General features: G+C 51.7%; 13 protein-coding genes. All 13 read left to right on the top strand.

Going from position 1 to position 16,825, the window contains the following annotated elements; all coding sequences use genetic code 11:
- Positions 1–851: ISAs1 family transposase (locus INT22_RS07895; RefSeq protein ID WP_226912509.1), on the top strand; the 851-nt coding region annotated here is incomplete at its 5' end.
- Between the two features lie 182 nt (positions 852–1,033).
- Positions 1,034–2,203, top strand: coding sequence for a nucleotide sugar dehydrogenase (locus tag INT22_RS07890; protein ID WP_193068013.1), 1,170 nt, complete (start codon positions 1,034–1,036; stop codon positions 2,201–2,203).
- A gap of 33 nt (positions 2,204–2,236) precedes the next feature.
- Entirely contained in the window at positions 2,237–3,220 is a 984-nt protein-coding gene (locus INT22_RS07885) for an ABC transporter ATP-binding protein (RefSeq protein WP_193068012.1), read from the top strand.
- Between the two features lie 14 nt (positions 3,221–3,234).
- Positions 3,235–4,302, top strand: a complete 1,068-nt coding sequence (gene rfbB, locus INT22_RS07880) for a dTDP-glucose 4,6-dehydratase (protein ID WP_193068011.1) — start codon at positions 3,235–3,237, stop codon at positions 4,300–4,302.
- Positions 4,299–5,192: a dTDP-4-dehydrorhamnose reductase gene (gene rfbD / locus INT22_RS07875; protein WP_193068010.1), complete on the top strand. Its 894-nt coding sequence runs from the start codon at positions 4,299–4,301 to the stop codon at positions 5,190–5,192. Before rfbB ends, rfbD begins: the two co-directional genes overlap by 4 nt.
- A gap of 176 nt (positions 5,193–5,368) precedes the next feature.
- Positions 5,369–6,259: a glucose-1-phosphate thymidylyltransferase RfbA gene (rfbA, locus tag INT22_RS07870; RefSeq protein ID WP_193068009.1), complete on the top strand. Its 891-nt coding sequence runs from the start codon at positions 5,369–5,371 to the stop codon at positions 6,257–6,259.
- A 154-nt stretch (positions 6,260–6,413) separates the two neighbouring features.
- Positions 6,414–6,962 (top strand): dTDP-4-dehydrorhamnose 3,5-epimerase, encoded by a 549-nt coding sequence (gene rfbC / locus INT22_RS07865; protein WP_062374981.1) that lies wholly within the window; start codon positions 6,414–6,416, stop codon positions 6,960–6,962.
- Between the two features lie 46 nt (positions 6,963–7,008).
- Positions 7,009–9,201 (top strand): hypothetical protein, encoded by a 2,193-nt coding sequence (locus INT22_RS07860; protein ID WP_193068008.1) that lies wholly within the window; start codon positions 7,009–7,011, stop codon positions 9,199–9,201.
- A 9-nt stretch (positions 9,202–9,210) separates the two neighbouring features.
- The gene (locus INT22_RS07855) at positions 9,211–11,328 is read left to right on the top strand and encodes a hypothetical protein (RefSeq protein WP_193068007.1); all 2,118 of its coding nucleotides are present in this window, start codon (positions 9,211–9,213) and stop codon (positions 11,326–11,328) included.
- Between the two features lie 50 nt (positions 11,329–11,378).
- Positions 11,379–11,669 (top strand): hypothetical protein, encoded by a 291-nt coding sequence (locus tag INT22_RS07850; protein WP_193068006.1) that lies wholly within the window; start codon positions 11,379–11,381, stop codon positions 11,667–11,669.
- A gap of 101 nt (positions 11,670–11,770) precedes the next feature.
- On the top strand, positions 11,771–12,889 hold the full coding sequence (gene wecB, locus INT22_RS07845; RefSeq protein WP_193068005.1) for a non-hydrolyzing UDP-N-acetylglucosamine 2-epimerase: 1,119 nt from the start codon (positions 11,771–11,773) through the stop codon (positions 12,887–12,889).
- A gap of 156 nt (positions 12,890–13,045) precedes the next feature.
- Positions 13,046–14,326, top strand: coding sequence for a UDP-N-acetyl-D-mannosamine dehydrogenase (wecC, locus tag INT22_RS07840; RefSeq protein WP_193068004.1), 1,281 nt, complete (start codon positions 13,046–13,048; stop codon positions 14,324–14,326).
- Positions 14,327–14,378: 52 nt separating this feature from the next.
- Positions 14,379–16,825 (top strand): DUF6270 domain-containing protein (locus tag INT22_RS07835; RefSeq protein WP_193068003.1); only part of this gene is annotated, 2,447 nt, incomplete at its 3' end.

Below are 16,825 nucleotides of genomic sequence, written 5' to 3'. Positions count from 1 at the left end.
TTGCCGAGTGGATGAAAGCCTGCCATGACGTCACTGATGGCGCGGTGGTGGCCATTGATGGCAAGACGCTGCGCGGCTCGTATTGTCGCGGCAAGGGCAAAGGTGCCATTCATATGGTCAGTGCCTTCAGCGCGGCGAATGGGGTGGTGCTGGGTCAGGTCAAGACAGCGGAAAAGTCCAATGAGATAACGGCGATTCCTGAGCTGCTCAAGCTCCTGAATCTGCAAGGGTGTCTGGTGACCATTGATGCGATGGGATGTCAGAAAAAAATTGCGACGAGCATTCTCCAGAAAGGCGCGGATTACCTGCTTTCGGTCAAGGATAATCAGCCCAAGCTTGTCGATGCCTTTGAAACCGCATTCCCCATGCCTCGGGTGGTCAACTTTGACGGTGATGCCTATGTCACGGATGAGAAAAGCCGGGGACGTCAAGAAACCCGCTATCACATCGTCAGTGAATTCACGCCGGAATTTCAGGAGCTTAGCTACGAGTGGCCTAGATTAAAGACGGTCGGTGTCGTCATGTCTTTCCGTCAGGAAGAGGGCCAGGTGCCTGCCGTGCCCACGATTCGTTACTACATCAGTTCCGCTGATTTAAGTGCCAAAAAGCTCGCTGAAGCGGCCCGCCAGCATTGGTTCGTCGAGAATAAACTGCACTGGTCCCTGGATGTAGCGCTTCGTGAAGATGCCTGCAAAATCCACCGTGGTCAGGCGGCAGAAAACCTCGCGAGAGTGCGCCATATCGCGCTGAATTATCTAAAAGGGGAAAAATCTTTTAAAGGTGGTATCCGGCGTAAACAGAAGAAAGCGGCGCTGGATGAAAGCTACTTGGCAACCGTTCTCGCGGTATGAAAGTTTTCATGCGTTTTCCCTGCACCCGCGGGTGCGCTAACGCTTACGCTGCGCTACAAAAGTTGTGCATCAAACGGTTATGGGTGCGCTTCGCTGACCACGCGCTACAAAACCCTGGGTGGTACAGCAATGGCGGCGCAGCCGCCCAAGATCAGTCACACAACGTTAATGCTTGAGATCCTATGAAAAACATTGCGGTAGCAGGAACAGGGTACGTAGGCCTTTCAAACGCCATGCTGCTGGCTCAGCACAACAGCGTGACTGCGGTAGATATCGTTAAAGAAAAAGTAGATCAGCTAAACCTAAAACAATCACCTATTGAAGACACCGAGATCAGCCAGTTTCTTCAGCGTGATGACCTTCACTTCACGGCTACTACTAACGCTGAACACGCCTACGCCAATGCCGATATAGTCATCATTGCCACACCCACCGACTACGACCCCAGCACCAACACGTTTAATACTCAAAGCGTGGAAGCCGTCATAAAGCAAGTGATCAACTTAAACCCCCACGCGGTCATGGTAATCAAATCGACCGTGCCGGTGGGCTATACAGCGAGCGCCAGCAAAAAATTCAAGACAGAGAACCTAATTTTCTCACCCGAATTTCTTCGTGAAGGCAAAGCGCTTTACGACAACCTCTATCCTTCACGAATTATTGTCGGTGAGCGTTCCGAGCGAGCAGCGCAATTCGCCAACCTGTTAACGCAAGGGGCGGTCAAAAAAAATGCGCCTATTCTGCTAACCAACAGCACCGAAGCTGAAGCCATCAAGCTGTTTGCGAACACCTACTTAGCCATGCGTGTCGCGTATTTCAATGAGCTAGACACCTATGCCGAAACCCACAGCCTAGACACGCGGCAAATCATTGAAGGGGTAGGGTTAGACCCACGCATTGGCAAGCACTACAACAACCCCAGTTTTGGCTATGGTGGCTACTGCCTGCCCAAAGACACCAAGCAGCTACTCGCCAACTACCAAGACGTACCCAGCAACATGATCCAAGCCATTGTGGATGCCAACCGCACCCGCAAAGACTTCATTGCCGAAGCGGTGCTAAAGCGCAACCCACGTTTGGTTGGTGTGTACCGGCTAATTATGAAAACAGGTTCTGATAACTTTCGCGCCAGCGCCATGCAAGGCGTTATGAAGCGCCTTAAAGCAAAAGGCGTTGACGTTATTGTTTATGAACCAGCCCTAGAGGAAAATCATTTCTACAATTCCCGGGTGATTAAAGAGTTAGACGCGTTCAAGCAGGAAGCCGACTTAATTTTAAGCAATCGCATGGCCAGCGAATTAGCAGACGTAGCAGAAAAAGTGTATACCCGCGATTTGTTCGGCAGTGACTAATTTCCCCACTCAGCACGTCTAAAAGCAAATCACATGATAGAAGTTAAAAATCTCTACAAGCGCTACCACAACCACCACGGCAGTGACTGGGTGCTGAAAAACATCAACCTGACCATTCCACAAGGGGTAAGCGTCGGGTTGATTGGCCCCAATGGTGCAGGTAAATCCACACTACTGCGCCTGATTGCCGGTATGGACACCCCAGAACGCGGTGAAGTCATACGCCATAGCCGCGTTTCATGGCCAGTGGGGTTATCAGGTGGCATGCAAGGCAATATGACCGGTCGGCAAAACGTAAAATTCGTAGCCCGCGCACAAGGCTGTCGGCCCGACGAAGTAAAACGTGTGATTGCCTTTGTAGAAGACTTCGCTGAAATAGGTGATGCCTTTGACGAGCCTATTCGCACCTACTCTTCTGGCATGAGATCGCGCATTTCCTTTGGCCTCTCACTCTCGTTTGATTTTGACGTCTATATTTCTGATGAAGCAACCGCCGTCGGCGACCGCGCCTTTAAAGAAAAAGCCAAAGCGCTGTTTGAATCTAAAGTGGGGCAAGCCTCAATCATTATGGTGTCGCACTCTGAAGGCATCTTAAAAGACCTTTGTCAGGCAGGTGTTTACATTAAAGATGGCGAGGCCTTCTGGTACGACAGTGTTGAAGCCGCGATTAGTGACTACCACAAAGATGTCGATGCCAAAAAAGCCGCCCGTGTCAATAAAGGCACTGACCCCGCTGCAGCAAAAAGAGCCAGCAAAAAAGCAGCCAGTGCACAGGAGCTGCCAACAGACATACCTGGCGCGCAGCAACACCTTAAAGAGTGCAGGCACAAGCTGAAAATTGCGAGGGAAAACCTAGCAACAGCAAGAGAACAAAAGTTTCTGCCTAAGCTACTGCACCTGATTGAGAAAGATGTGGTTCAGCGCCGTAAAGTAGCGGAACAAGCCCGTAAGCATTTCCAAGCATTACAAGCAGCTCAACAAGACGGGCCGCCAACCATACCAGATCAGCAAAAATAGTAAGGGAAATACGGATGTCTAAAACGTTTCTTGTTACCGGCGGTGCCGGCTTTATTGGCTCAGCGGTCGTGCGTGAATTGATCAATAACACCCAGCACCGGGTGATTAATCTCGATAAGCTGACTTACGCTGGCAACTTGGAATCACTGACAAGCGTGGAAGACAGCGAACGCTACACCTTTGTGCAGGCAGATATTTGCGACGCCCCGGCCATGCAGCAGCTGTTTGAACAGCACCAGCCCGATGTAGTGATGCACCTAGCCGCAGAGAGCCACGTAGACCGCTCCATCGACGGCCCCGCTGAGTTTATTCAAACTAACGTGGTTGGCACGGCCGTATTGCTTGAAGCCGCCCGCGCGTACTGGAAAACCCTACAGCAGCAAGATGCAGCCAAGGCAGAGGCCTTTCGCTTTCATCACATCAGTACAGATGAAGTGTATGGCGATTTGGAAGGCACTGACGACCTCTTTACCGAAACCACGCCTTATGCGCCCAGTTCACCATACTCGGCCAGTAAAGCCAGTTCTGATCATCTCGTGCGCGCATGGCAGCGCACCTACGGCCTGCCCACACTGGTAACCAACTGCTCCAACAACTACGGGCCATACCATTTCCCAGAAAAACTGATCCCGCTGATGATCCTCAATGCCCTAGCAGGCAAGCCGCTACCGGTATACGGCAATGGCCAGCAAATCCGCGATTGGCTATATGTAGAAGACCACGCCCGCGCCTTAATCAAAGTGGCCACAGAAGGCGAAATCGGCGAAACCTATAACATCGGTGGGCATAACGAAAAAGCCAACCTTACCGTTGTTGAAACACTGTGCGACCTGCTTCAAGAACTAGTGCCACAAGAGCAGTCGTACCGTGAGCTCATCACCTTCGTGACCGACCGCCCCGGCCACGACGTACGCTACGCCATTGATGCCAGCAAAATTGAACGAGAACTCGGCTGGGCGCCAGAAGAAACCTTCGAAACCGGCCTACGCAAAACCGTGCAGTGGTACCTCGCCAACGAAACCTGGTGGAAACGTGTGCAAGACGGTAGCTACCAAGGTCAACGACTAGGTAGTATTTCATGAATATCTTCATCACCGGCGGTAACGGCCAGGTTGGCTTTGAACTCCAGCGCCAATTTGCCCCGTTCGGCACTATCCTGGCCCCGACCCGCCAAGAGCTCGATTTAACCAACGCCGATGCAGTAGAGGCTTACCTTGCCAAACACCAGCCTGGCTTAATCCTCAATGCAGCGGCCTATACAGCAGTGGATAAAGCCGAAAGCGAGCCACAGCAGGCTAAACGCCTAAATGCCGAGCTACCCGCGCAATTAGCGGAATATGCAGCGAAGCAGGGCATTCCCCTGGTGCACTACTCAACGGACTACGTTTACCCAGGCAACGGCGAACCCCCCTGGCAAGAAGACAGCCCCACTGGCCCGTTAAGCGTATACGGCCAAACCAAGCTAGAAGGGGATGAAGTGGTGGTTAACAGCGGTGCCAGCCACCTGATTTTTCGCACCAGCTGGGTATACGCCGCCCGTGGCAACAACTTTATGAAAACTATGTTACGCCTGGGCCGTGAACGGGATGCATTGAGCATCGTTAATGATCAAATCGGCGCGCCTACGCCAGCACGGCTAATCGCTCAAGTCACTGCGCTGGCATTCACCACGCAAGGCTCACCACTGACCATCAATATACCGTCAGGGGTTTATCATCTTGCTCCACGCGGAGAAACCAGCTGGCACGGCTTCGCCAGCGAAATTTTCAACCAAGCCCGTGAAGCAGGGGAAACCCTCGCGATTACCCCCGAAAGCACCGCTGGCATCCCCACGGCAGAATACCCAACGCCCGCCCAACGCCCGTTGAACTCACGCATGGCGCTAGGCAAATTAGAAAGCGCACTAAGCATCACCATGCCCACCTGGCAAAGCCAATTAGCTCTGACACTGAAAGAACATCTCAGTAATTAAAAAAAACGTTATTCGCCACCGGCGACACGGACAAAACCCTTTATTTGTTATTGGGTTGTTGCTTTTGACCTTGTCCGTGTTTTCCGTGAGTGTCCGTGGCAAAACAGGTTTTGTCCGTGCTTTCCGCAAAGGGCCGTGGCTAAACTTATATTCTGTAACACAGCAAGGGGGCCAGTATGAGCCAATCAACACAGAGAAAGGGCATCATTCTCGCCGGTGGTTCAGGCACTCGCCTGCACCCCATCACCCGTGGCGTGTCAAAACAGCTATTACCGGTGTACGACAAGCCAATGATTTACTACCCCGTTTCAGTGCTGATGCTGGCGGGTATCCGCGATATTCTCATTATCTCTACCCCTGAAGACTTACCCCAATATCAAAACCTACTGGGTAGCGGGGAAGACTTTGGCATCAACCTGCAATATGCCGAACAGCCAAGCCCCGATGGCCTAGCCCAAGCCTTTATTATTGGGGAAGAGTTTATTGGCGACAGCCCCGTGTGCTTAGTGCTGGGCGATAACATCTTCCACGGTCAGCACTTTTCTGAGCAGCTAAAACGTGCTGACAAACAGCCCAGCGGTGCCACCGTATTTGGTTACCTGGTAAAAGACCCTGAACGCTTTGGCGTGGTGGAGTTCTGTGAAGATGGCAAAGCGATCTCCATTGAAGAGAAGCCCGCTAAACCGAAGTCAGCGCACGCCGTCACGGGTCTTTATTTCTACGACAACGACGTTGTGGAAATTGCCAAAAGCGTAAAACCATCCGAGCGCGGCGAGCTGGAAATTACCAGCGTTAATAACGCTTACCTTGAACGTGGCGACCTACGCGTAGAACGCCTAGGCCGTGGCTTTGCCTGGCTAGACACCGGCACCCACGACAGCCTGCTAGATGCCAGCCAATACGTGCAAACTATCGAACACCGTCAAGGCCTTAAAATTGCCTGCCTAGAAGAGATTGCTTGGCAGCAAGGCTGGGTAAGCGATGAACACCTTGCAACGTTGGCAAAACCGCTCTCGAAAACCCAATACGGCCAGTACCTACAACGCCTTTTGACAACCAAGCGATAATATCTAGCCACGGACCCTCACGGACGGCACGGACAAAAACTTAAACTCTTTATTGGTTTTTGACTTTATTGGTTGTTGCTTTTGACCTTGTCCGTGTTTTCCGTGAGTGTCCGTGGCCAATTAAAACGCAGCTAATTTAGGTGGTCTACCCGCTATGCAATACGAAAAACTCGCTATACCAGAAGTGGTCTTGCTCACCCCTCAAGTGTTCGGCGATGAACGCGGCTTCTTCATGGAAACCTTCCGCCAATCTGAATTTGAACAGCACTGCGGCAACCATACCTTCGTTCAGGATAACCACAGCCTTTCCAGCCATGGCATTTTACGCGGCTTGCATTACCAGCTTGAAAAGCCCCAAGGCAAGCTAGTCCGTGTGACCCGGGGGGAAGTGTTTGATGTAGCGGTAGACTTACGCAAAAGCAGCCCCACCTTTGGCCAATGGGTAGGCGCAATGCTGAGCGCAGAGAACAAGCAATTACTCTGGGTGCCACCAGGCTTTGCCCACGCCTTCTACGTGACCAGTGAAGAAGCTGAGTTCCAGTACAAATGTACCGATTATTACAACCCAGGCGATGAATACTGTATTCGCTGGGATGACCCCACGTTAGCAATAGACTGGCCGCTGGTGGACAACAAACAGCCTGGGGTCTCAGAAAAGGATGCCCTAGGTGCACGCTTCAAAGATGCCAGAACATTTGTCTGAACCACTCTCTTTACGTCGTGATAAGTGAAAAACGGAGCTTTCTTGAATGACAGTGACTTTCGGCACAACCCCCTATAGCAACTGGCAATGCCTGGCACCTTTGCTGGAAGCCTTAGGTTGTGTAACCCCAACGTCGAATGAGTCAAAGCAACATAGCGTTGACCCAATAAGCGAAATGCCTGCAGAAGGAAAGTTACTGTTAGCGTACGCCAGCCCCCAACAAGCGCTGGTAAGCGCCATGGAGCAGGGAGCTGCACCCACAGAAGTGCTGACACAATGGGTAGCTCACACCAAGGCGATGATAGAGTGCTTCAAGGCTAACCGAAAGCAAGTGGTGCTCATCAATATCGATGCTGCCCGCCAACACCTGTCACAAAGTGCCATCACGTTGGAGAACCACTGGCAGCAGCAGATTGAATTGCCTGAAGGCCAACAGTCAGATAGCCAATACCCGCCAGCAGAAGCCAACCCTTACTATTGGATGCTGGCGACCCTGGCGGGTCATCAAAGCCAGGAACTGCCACTGTTACTGGCGCAGCTGGAAGCGTGCACCTTGCCCATTGGTGAGCCAGCAACTCCACCAATACAAGAAATTGATCACCTTTATTCAGAACTAACGGCACTTTTCCAGCAGTGTGAAAGCAGCCAAGTGCTAGCACAAGCGCATAAAGCACTGAAAAAAGAGTACCAAGCGTTGGAAACGCAGCATACTAACCTGCTGCAAACACAGCAAAAAGACCAAACGGCTATCAATAATGTTCAAGCCGAACGTGAAGCGCTTCAGCGCCAACTGGAAAAAGAACAGGCCGATCACGCGGCACTCAAAGCATCAAACGCTACGCTAGAAAAAGAACACACCACGCTTCAGGCGGCAAAAAAAGCGCAGGAAATCGTACTCAATAATGCCAGTGAAGAGCATCAACTGTTGCTAGAGCAGCTGCATCTAGTGCAAGAAGAACTGGAGCGCTACATAACGGCAGGTAAAGAAGCTGCCTCCGAAAAGGTAAACCTGCAACGCCAGTTAGAAACATATCAAAAAGCACATCAGAAACTTGAGATAGCGCATGCAGCTCTCAAGCAAGCTCAGCAAAAAGACCAATCCATCATCAAAGAAGTTAACGCAGAGCGAGAAAAGCTCCAAAGCGCACTAAAAAAAGAGCAGCTGGCGCTTACCAAGATTAACGCTGAAAAATCTACCCTAGCGCATCAGCTAACGGCGTTAAACGCTACCCATGAAGACCAAGCAAAACAGCTCACAGATCTACAGGCCCAAAAAACGGAGCTTCTAAAACAGTGTGAAGCTGCTGAAAAGCAAAAGGCAATGCTGCAAAAAGAGCAAGCTGCCCATGCACAAACGAAAGCTGAAAAATTAGCCCTGGAAGGCCAGCATAGAGAAGCACAGCAGGAAGCAGAAGCCAGCCTTTCAACTGTAGAACACGAAAACCAGCTACTTCTACAGCAACTGCACCTAGTGCAGGAAGCATTCGAGGCCAAGTTCCTACAAGTGAAAGAGCAAGAAAAAGAACTTGCCAGAAGAGAATCCCAGCTTAAATACAGCGAACACCAGCACCAGCACAGCGTTAACGCACATCATGCCAGCCAGAAAGAGAATCAGCTGTTACAACGCCGCCTCGCCAAGCTGCGAGAAATAATGGAAGGCCTAGAGCGCAGTAACAAAGCCTTGAACGGTAATATGTCAGAAGTCAAAAACCAGCTGGCAGCGGCCAAAAAGCACCAGTCAGACTGGGAGCACAAATACCAGCTTGCCGAACGAGAAGGCGCCTTGGCCCTAGCGTCAGCCAACCGGCGTATTTATGAGCTAAGCAAAGAGCTTAACAGTATTACCAAAAGCCCCCGCTGGAAGCTGGTCAGCCCGCTTAATAGCCATGGCAAAAAGAATAAAAAGGTGCGTGCTGAACAGCTTCAGCAGCAAAAAAAACAGGTGGCTCACTCTGGCCTGTTTGATGTGGAATGGTACCTGCAGGCCTATCCCGATATTGCGGAAGCTGGCATAGACCCCATCGAACACTACCTCACGATGGGTGCGTACGAAGGTCGTAATCCCAGCGAAGTATTTGATACTAGTTGGTACCTGCTTTACTACCAAGATGTAACAGATAGTGGCCTGAACCCCCTGGTTCACTATATCCGTTATGGCCAGAAGGAAAACAGAGCCACCCGGCCGGGTGCCTTGGCCTCGCTACCCGCGCCAATACAGCAACCGGTTGAAAAGGGGTAAACCAACATCATGTCGATGATTCTTCATATAGGGGCTGGCCAAGCAAGTGAACTCCCCCAGTGGCGAAAAAGTGGTGCCACGCGCATTGTACTGGTAGAACCAAACCCTATGTTGGCACATCAGCTGCGTCACAAAGCAGCAGGTGACGCCACTCTTACCATTGTGGAAGCCGCTGTCACGCCAAGCTCGGCCAACACTCAGCTGTATGAATATAACCTGCCCGAAGCGAATAGCCTGCGCCCAGCCACAGGGCTTAAGCGCCTTTTCCCAGGGTTGAAAACCACAGCAACGCACAGTGTGGCCACCCTTACCCCAACCCAGCTGCTAGCCGACTACGGGCCAGCCCAAGGGGAACGGGCCCAGCTGGTGCTGCAAACACCGGGGGAAGAGGGGGCCATCCTCAACGAGCTGATTGAAACAGGCCAGCTCAACCAGTTTCAGCAATTGCACCTATATGCCAACCCAGAACCCTATTATCAGGGCAGCATTGCGGCAAAAGACATTCTGCAACAACTGGCAGAAGCAGGATTCGATATCACAGACGTCGATCAGCAAGACCCAGACTGGCCGCATTGGCAACTCACTCGTCATCCCCTGAAAGATCAGCTGCTAAGCCTGCAAGAAGAAACAGCAGCTCTGAAACAGCAGCTGCAAGAACGCCAGCAACAGCTAGAAGCTAGCCAACAGCAAAGCAAAAAACACCAGCAAAAGGCGGAAGAAACGGCGCAGCAAGCACAAGCGCAGCTGAAAGAGAAAGCGAACCAGCTGGCTGAAGTTCACGCCCAGTGTCAGCAACTGAAAGAAGACAACGAAACGCTGAAAAAACAGCTAAACCAAGCGCAGAAAGCAAGCCAACAGCATCAGCAAACACAGAGTGAAACGGCAAAGCAGCTGGAACAGGCCCAACAGCAACAGGCCAATACGCAGCAAACGCTGGCGGCTACTGAAAGCAAGCTAAAACAAGTAGAAGAGCAGCGTCAGGCGGAAAAAACAGCCCATAAAGAACTGCAGCATAAATTTGAAGAAACCCACGGCTGGTTTGTAGGCCGCAAGCAGCAAGCAGAAGAGCGCGCTGAAAAGCTAAAAAGCCTGCAAAATGAACTGGCAGTTAAGGCAGAGCAGGCGGCCAGTCTGGAAGAAAAGCTAAAGGCAAGTGAAGAAGAGCGCGAAAAATACAAAAACTATTTTGCCAATCGCAAAAAGCAGCACGAAGAGTCTCAAGCCCAATTAACAGAAGCCCAGCAAACGCTAAAAGAAAAAGATACCACCATCAGTCAGCTCAGCGAACAGCTCACCACGTTACAACAAAGTCATGAACGCTTTGGGCAACTGGAAAGCAAGCTGGAGTCCCTGTTCGGCGAACAGCGCAGCTACATTCAGCAAACCACCAACGCCCTTGGCCAACATGTCACGCGCAGTGCCCGCCAGCAGCGCGATGAACACGCACTAACGCACTACCTACAGCATGGCCAGCGCCCGGTAAGTACTCAGCTGCCTCCCGGCTATGCGGTAGCATTGCTAGAGCACTACGACGCCACCCAGCATGATGTTGTCGTCGTTTTGGGTAGTGCGAACACCACAGAGCTGCTGGCGCAGGGGATGCTCAACACCCGTTCACAAGCACCTAGGCTCCAAAGTAGCCAGCGCGAATCAACAGAGAACGAAGTCACGCTCTCTCATGCGGACCTACCACAAGCCATTGTCAGCATTGAGCACCAAAACGCGGCCAGCGAAGCCTTAAAGCAACGTCTACACAATAAAGGCACGGCCAGGGCCGTTAATACAGTGTATGCCCCCTGGGTAGAGTGCCAAGCGAATGGGCAAAACGCGCTGTTCTACGCAGTAGCGCCTACGCTGCAGCGACTTAATCAATGGCTATCCGATAACGCCCGGGTATTGGTAATAGTCGGCGAAGACCTACCGCAGGCCGGCCACAGCCGCGAAATAGCACTAGCCCTATTGCTACAACAACTGCCCACCCAGCGGCTGGATATGGTGCTGGAAGGTAACCAGCACCCGCAGGAAACCAGTTTGAAAGAAAGCTGGGATAAACTGCTTGAAACCCGTCAGCGCCCCGGTCAATGGCTAACGCTCCCCAATGCTTACAGCCTAAGAGTGGAAGGCTAGGTGATGCATTTTGACTAACCTTCATCTTACAACTTAACCACGAGCCAACCATGGAAAAAGATCTCGTTAAACGCGCCCATGCCGCTTTTAACCAGGGCGACTATCAAAACGCAATTAAACTTTACCAAAATGCCGCTTCCCAATATGGCAAAAGCCTTTTTGATGTTAATGTTCGTATTTGTGAACAAAAGTTAGGTAATCCAGGCCAGGCCATCAAAACGGCACCGCGCAGCGTTGACAATACCCCTGTTGCCAAGCAGCTAGCAGAAACCCAAGCACTGCTGGAATATTACTACCGCCGCTGCCAAGAGCTGGAATATCACCTGCAAGATGCCAGTTAAGTACGGTAGCTAAGCAAGGAATAGTGCAACATCGCTGCCAAAAACTGCACGGTAGTGACATCGCAAGCTAAAACGATAACCGATTGAAAAGAAGGCAAGGAATGAAAGTACTGACCGTATTCGGTACCCGCCCGGAAGCCATCAAAATGGCCCCGTTGGCGCTACAGCTCGCCACGGATGAACGCTTTGAAGCTCGGGTGTGCGTTACTGCTCAACACCGCGAAATGCTGGATCAAGTACTGGCACTTTTCGAACTGACCCCAAACTATGACCTCAATATCATGAAGCCGGGTCAAGACCTCAACGATGTAACCTGTGGCATTCTGCAAGGGCTAAAACCAGTACTGGAAGATTTTAAGCCAGATATGGTACTGGTTCACGGTGATACCGCCACCACCTTTGCCACCACGCTTGCTTGTTACTACCAGCAAATTACGGTGGGCCACGTAGAAGCAGGGCTGCGGACCGGTAATTTGTACTCCCCTTGGCCTGAAGAGGGCAATCGTAAGTTAACCGGTGCCCTGGCCGCCGTGCATTTCGCACCCACGTCCACGTCGCAGCAAAACTTGCTCGATGAAGGCATTGACCCAACCACCATCCACGTAACCGGTAACACCGTGATTGATGCGCTGCTTGAAGTTGCGCATAAGCTAGAAACGACCCCGTCACTTGCTGCTGAACAGGCCAAACGCTTCCCTATGCTGGATGAAAGCAAGCGGCTGATTCTGGTGACCGGCCACCGACGTGAAAGTTTTGGCGGTGGTTTTGAGCGTATCTGTCAAGCACTGGCAGATACCGCTGAACGCCACCCAGATACCCAAATTCTCTATCCGGTGCACCTCAACCCCAACGTGCGTGAGCCGGTTAACCGCCTGCTGGCCAAGGTAGATAACGTTCACCTGATTGAACCACAAGATTACCTGCCATTTGTTTACCTGATGAACCAAGCGCATATCATTTTGACCGACTCCGGTGGTATTCAAGAAGAAGCACCGTCGCTAGGTAAGCCCGTATTGGTAATGCGCGACACGACGGAACGCCCCGAAGCCGTAGAAGCAGGCACCGTTAAGCTAGTAGGCACCAACGTAGACACCATCACCAGTGAACTTACCCGTTTGCTAAACGATGAAGACGCCTACCAAGCGATGAGCTACGCCCACAACCCCTACGGCGACGGCAAAGCCTGCCAACGCATCCGCGACGTGCTAGCAAGCTCATAAGCTGACAACTTTTTTGCCACAGACGCTCACGGAAAACACGGACAAGGTCAAAAGCAACCTAAAAACTTAAAAACTTAAAAGCTAAAAAGTATTTATGGTTTTGTCCGTGTCGTCCGTGAGGGTCCGTGGCTAATAAATTTTATCAAGGAATGAAACATGCAATTCGACACTATCTCCATGATTGGTCTGGGCTATATCGGCTTGCCTACCGCCGCAGTTTTCGCCTCACGTAAGAAAAAGGTAATTGGTGTAGATGTTAACCAACATGCCGTCGACACGATCAACAATGGCGACATCCATATTGTAGAACCAGAGCTAGACATGGTTGTGCATGCCGCCGTTACTGAAGGTTACTTACGTGCAACCACCACGCCTGAACCGGCGGATGCCTTTATGGTGGCGGTGCCAACGCCGTTCCACACAGATGAAAACGGTCAAAATCACAAAGCAGATCTCAGCTACATTGAAGCGGCTGCGAAATCCATTGCCCCAGTACTGAAAGCGGGCAACTTAGTGGTATTGGAATCTACCAGCCCTATTGGCGCAACAGAACAAATGGCCGCGTGGCTAGCCGAAGCGCGGCCCGATCTCACTTTCCCACAAACCCATGGTGAAGCGTCGGATATTCGCATTGCTCACTGCCCTGAGCGTGTGTTGCCCGGCCATGTGATTCGTGAATTGGTAGAAAATGACCGCGTGATTGGCGGCATGACGCCGAAGTGTGCCGAAGCCGCCTGTGCGCTTTACCAAATCGTCGTGGAAGGGGAGTGTGTTGCCACCACCGCCCGCACGGCAGAAATGGCCAAGCTCACTGAAAACAGCTTCCGCGATGTGAATATCGCTTTTGCTAATGAGCTTTCCACCATCTGCCATGAGCTAGATATTAACGTGTGGGAACTGATTGCCCTGGCCAACCGCCATCCGCGTGTCAATATTTTGACCCCGGGTGCTGGTGTAGGTGGTCACTGCATTGCCGTAGATCCCTGGTTTATTGTAGATGCCTGCCCAGAGCAAGCCAAAATTGTGCGTGCCGCCCGTGAAGTTAACGATGCCAAGCCCCAATGGGTATTAGGCCGAGTAAAAGAGGCGTTAGAGGCTTACCACCAGCAAAACCCCAAAGCACGTCGTAGCGACCTAACCGTAGCCTGCCTGGGGGTGGCGTTTAAACCGGATATCGACGACTTGCGCGAAAGCCCCGCCCTAGGCATTGCAGAGCAAGTAGCCGCTCTTGGCTGCCGTTTACAAGTGGTAGAACCCAATATCACTAAGCTGCCGGAAAAGCTACAGGGTGAAAACACTACCCTAGCCACCCTGGAAGAAGCGCTCACCCAGGCAGATGTGGTGTGTGTGCTGGTAAAACACAACGGCTTTATTCAGAACGTAGAAAAGGTGCGTGCTAAGGAAAGTGTGATCGACGCAGTAGGGCTTTTAGGGTAAACGCCCTCACACGTCACTCAGTCATTCTCCATTTACCACGCACCGGAATATTATGGACGATCTGCTCAACCACGCTCAACGCTTAGCCAGTCAAACATCAACGCCCATTGCTCAACCTGTTGAAGGGCGTATTGCCTATGTGGTGAGCCATGGTCAAAGTTATGCCAGTAATGGTTATGCCATCCGCACGCAGGGTATTGCCAAAGCGCTGAATGATCACGGCTTGGAAGCCTTATGTTTTGTACGCCCAGGCCGCCCATGGGAACTTCAACAAGCACCCATGCAAATTGAACCAGAAACAACGCTTGAAGGCGTACGCTATATTCATACCCGCTGGCTAAAGGGCGAAGTACCACAGGGGGACGCCGCTCACATGGCTGCCAGCGTAAAGCGCTTGGTTACCCTGTTCCGTATTTACCGCCCCAGCGCGGTACTGGCAGCGTCTAACTGGATATGTGGTTTACCAGCCTGGGTAGCAGCCAAACAGCTAGGCCTGCCGTTTTACAGTGAAGTGCGTGGTTTCTGGGAACTTTCTAGAGAAGCAAGGGAGCCAGGCTACTGCCAGCAGCCAGCCTTCAAACAAGAGGCCGAACGCGACACCTTCGTCACCCAACAGGCCCAAGGCGTGTTTACCCTGAACGCGCCAATGAAGGCAGAGCTAGTAAATCGCGGTGTTGAGAAAAGCCGTATTGGTATTGTGCCGAATGCCGTTAGCGTTTTGCCAGAAATAAAACCGGCCCCTACCTCTCTGAAAAACAAGCTAGGGATTGCAGATAACGAAAAGGTAGTGGGCTACATCGGCAGCTTCAGCCCCTATGAAGGTCTGGATCTACTGCTCGATGCCTGCACCGAACTGGTGCAAAGTGGCGAAAAGCTCAAGCTGCTGCTGGTCGGTGATAGCCAGCCTCTTACTCTCAAATACGAGAGTCTGAAAAACAACAGCGGTGCCTCAGCTGCCGACATAGCCGATACCGGCCTTAAGGAAACCCCACCCTGGCTGATTCAGGTCGGGCGGGTGCCGCATGAGCGCGTTGCGGACTACTACGCCCTGCTGGACGCCGTGGTGATCCCCCGTAAAAAGCTGCCGGTTTGTGAGTTAGTGCCGCCCATGAAAGCCGCCGAGGCCCTGGCCTACGGCAAGCGGCTGGTGGTCTCTGACGTAGCGCCCTTGGCCGAATACGCCGCCAATTTTGATGGCGTAGTGAGCTTTGAGGCTGGGAGTGCCGCAAGCTTGGCCACAGCCCTTCAGAGGTCACTGAAGCTGCCAGCGCCGAAGCAAAAAGAACCAGAAGCAATTGATATTACGAGTAAAATGCTCGGCTCACCTAGTGTGCTAATTTTTGGCAGTTGCGTGTCTCGTGATGCTATTAGTCCAATGATTGGGAGCTCTGTTGAACTGTCTGGGTACTATGCTAGGAGTAGTTTGGGAAGCATTTCTTCGCCATCATTTGTAGACGGTTCGATTCTCGAAAATATCACCTCACCATTCCAAAAAAGAATGGTCAGGTATGACATGGATAAGTCGATCATCAGCGCTGTAGAGAGAAATGGTTTTGATGTTCTCGTTATTGACTTGATTGATGAGAGATTTAATTTAGTCCAATGCGGTTCTGGGTTAGCAACTCTGTCCACGGAGCATGCCCGAGGCTTAAAGGGAAAGAAGCCGAAAGGATTGGTGAATGCGTATTCTGAAAAGAAAATGCAGCTATGGAAAAGGGGGGTTGATAGATTAGCTAGTGCTATTGGTAAAGGATTAGGTTTCGATAGGGTGGTGTTGAATAAAGTTTATTGGACAAATCATCTAGATTCTGAGGGCGGGAGGAAAATAGAGAAAGTTAGTGACGAACAAGTGAGCCGCGCCAACGGTTTTCTTCAAGAAATGTATACCTACTTAGAAGAAAAAATGCCAGGCGTTAATAATATTGAGTATGGTGAGGGAGAGCTTGTTGCTGATGAGAATCATAAGTGGGGAGTCAGTGCTTTTCACTACGGTGAGAGGTATGAGGCTAAGTTTCGCGAAGCGTTAACTTCAATTTTTTTAAAGCTGGGTCTTCTATCTCCTGTAAGAGAAGAGGGGGGCAAGGATAGTTATAGGAAATATTCCCAGGCTAACAGCTCAATGCTGATGTTTGCCCATGTTGAGCCGATGGTGAAAGCGTTGAAGAGGGAGCAGAATCCACCTACAGCTGTTGGGACAAAGCCGGTCAAGCTGCGCGATGTCAGCCAGGTGGACTACGCCACCGCCAGCCAGTGGTTCTATCGCCAGGGCAATCTCACCGACACCCTGCGCGCCCTGGAGAGCCTGCAGGCCCGCGGCGTGAAATTCGACAAGCCCAAGCGTGACTTCCAGGCTTTCGTGGCCGGTATGGCACGGCTGAAAGGCGGCTGGCCGCTGCCGCCTCGCCAGCCCAATGCCGGGCTGATGAGCCGCCGCCAGCACGTGCTCTACTGCCTGCACCAATCGGTGCCCCACGCCACCAACGGCTACTCCACCCGCTC

Source organism: Halomonas sp. 3D7M (genome assembly GCF_014897885.1).
Taxonomy (GTDB): domain Bacteria; phylum Pseudomonadota; class Gammaproteobacteria; order Pseudomonadales; family Halomonadaceae; genus Vreelandella.
The sequence above is the reverse complement of the archived record's forward strand: the minus strand, read 5'-3'. Positions and strand labels throughout refer to the sequence as shown.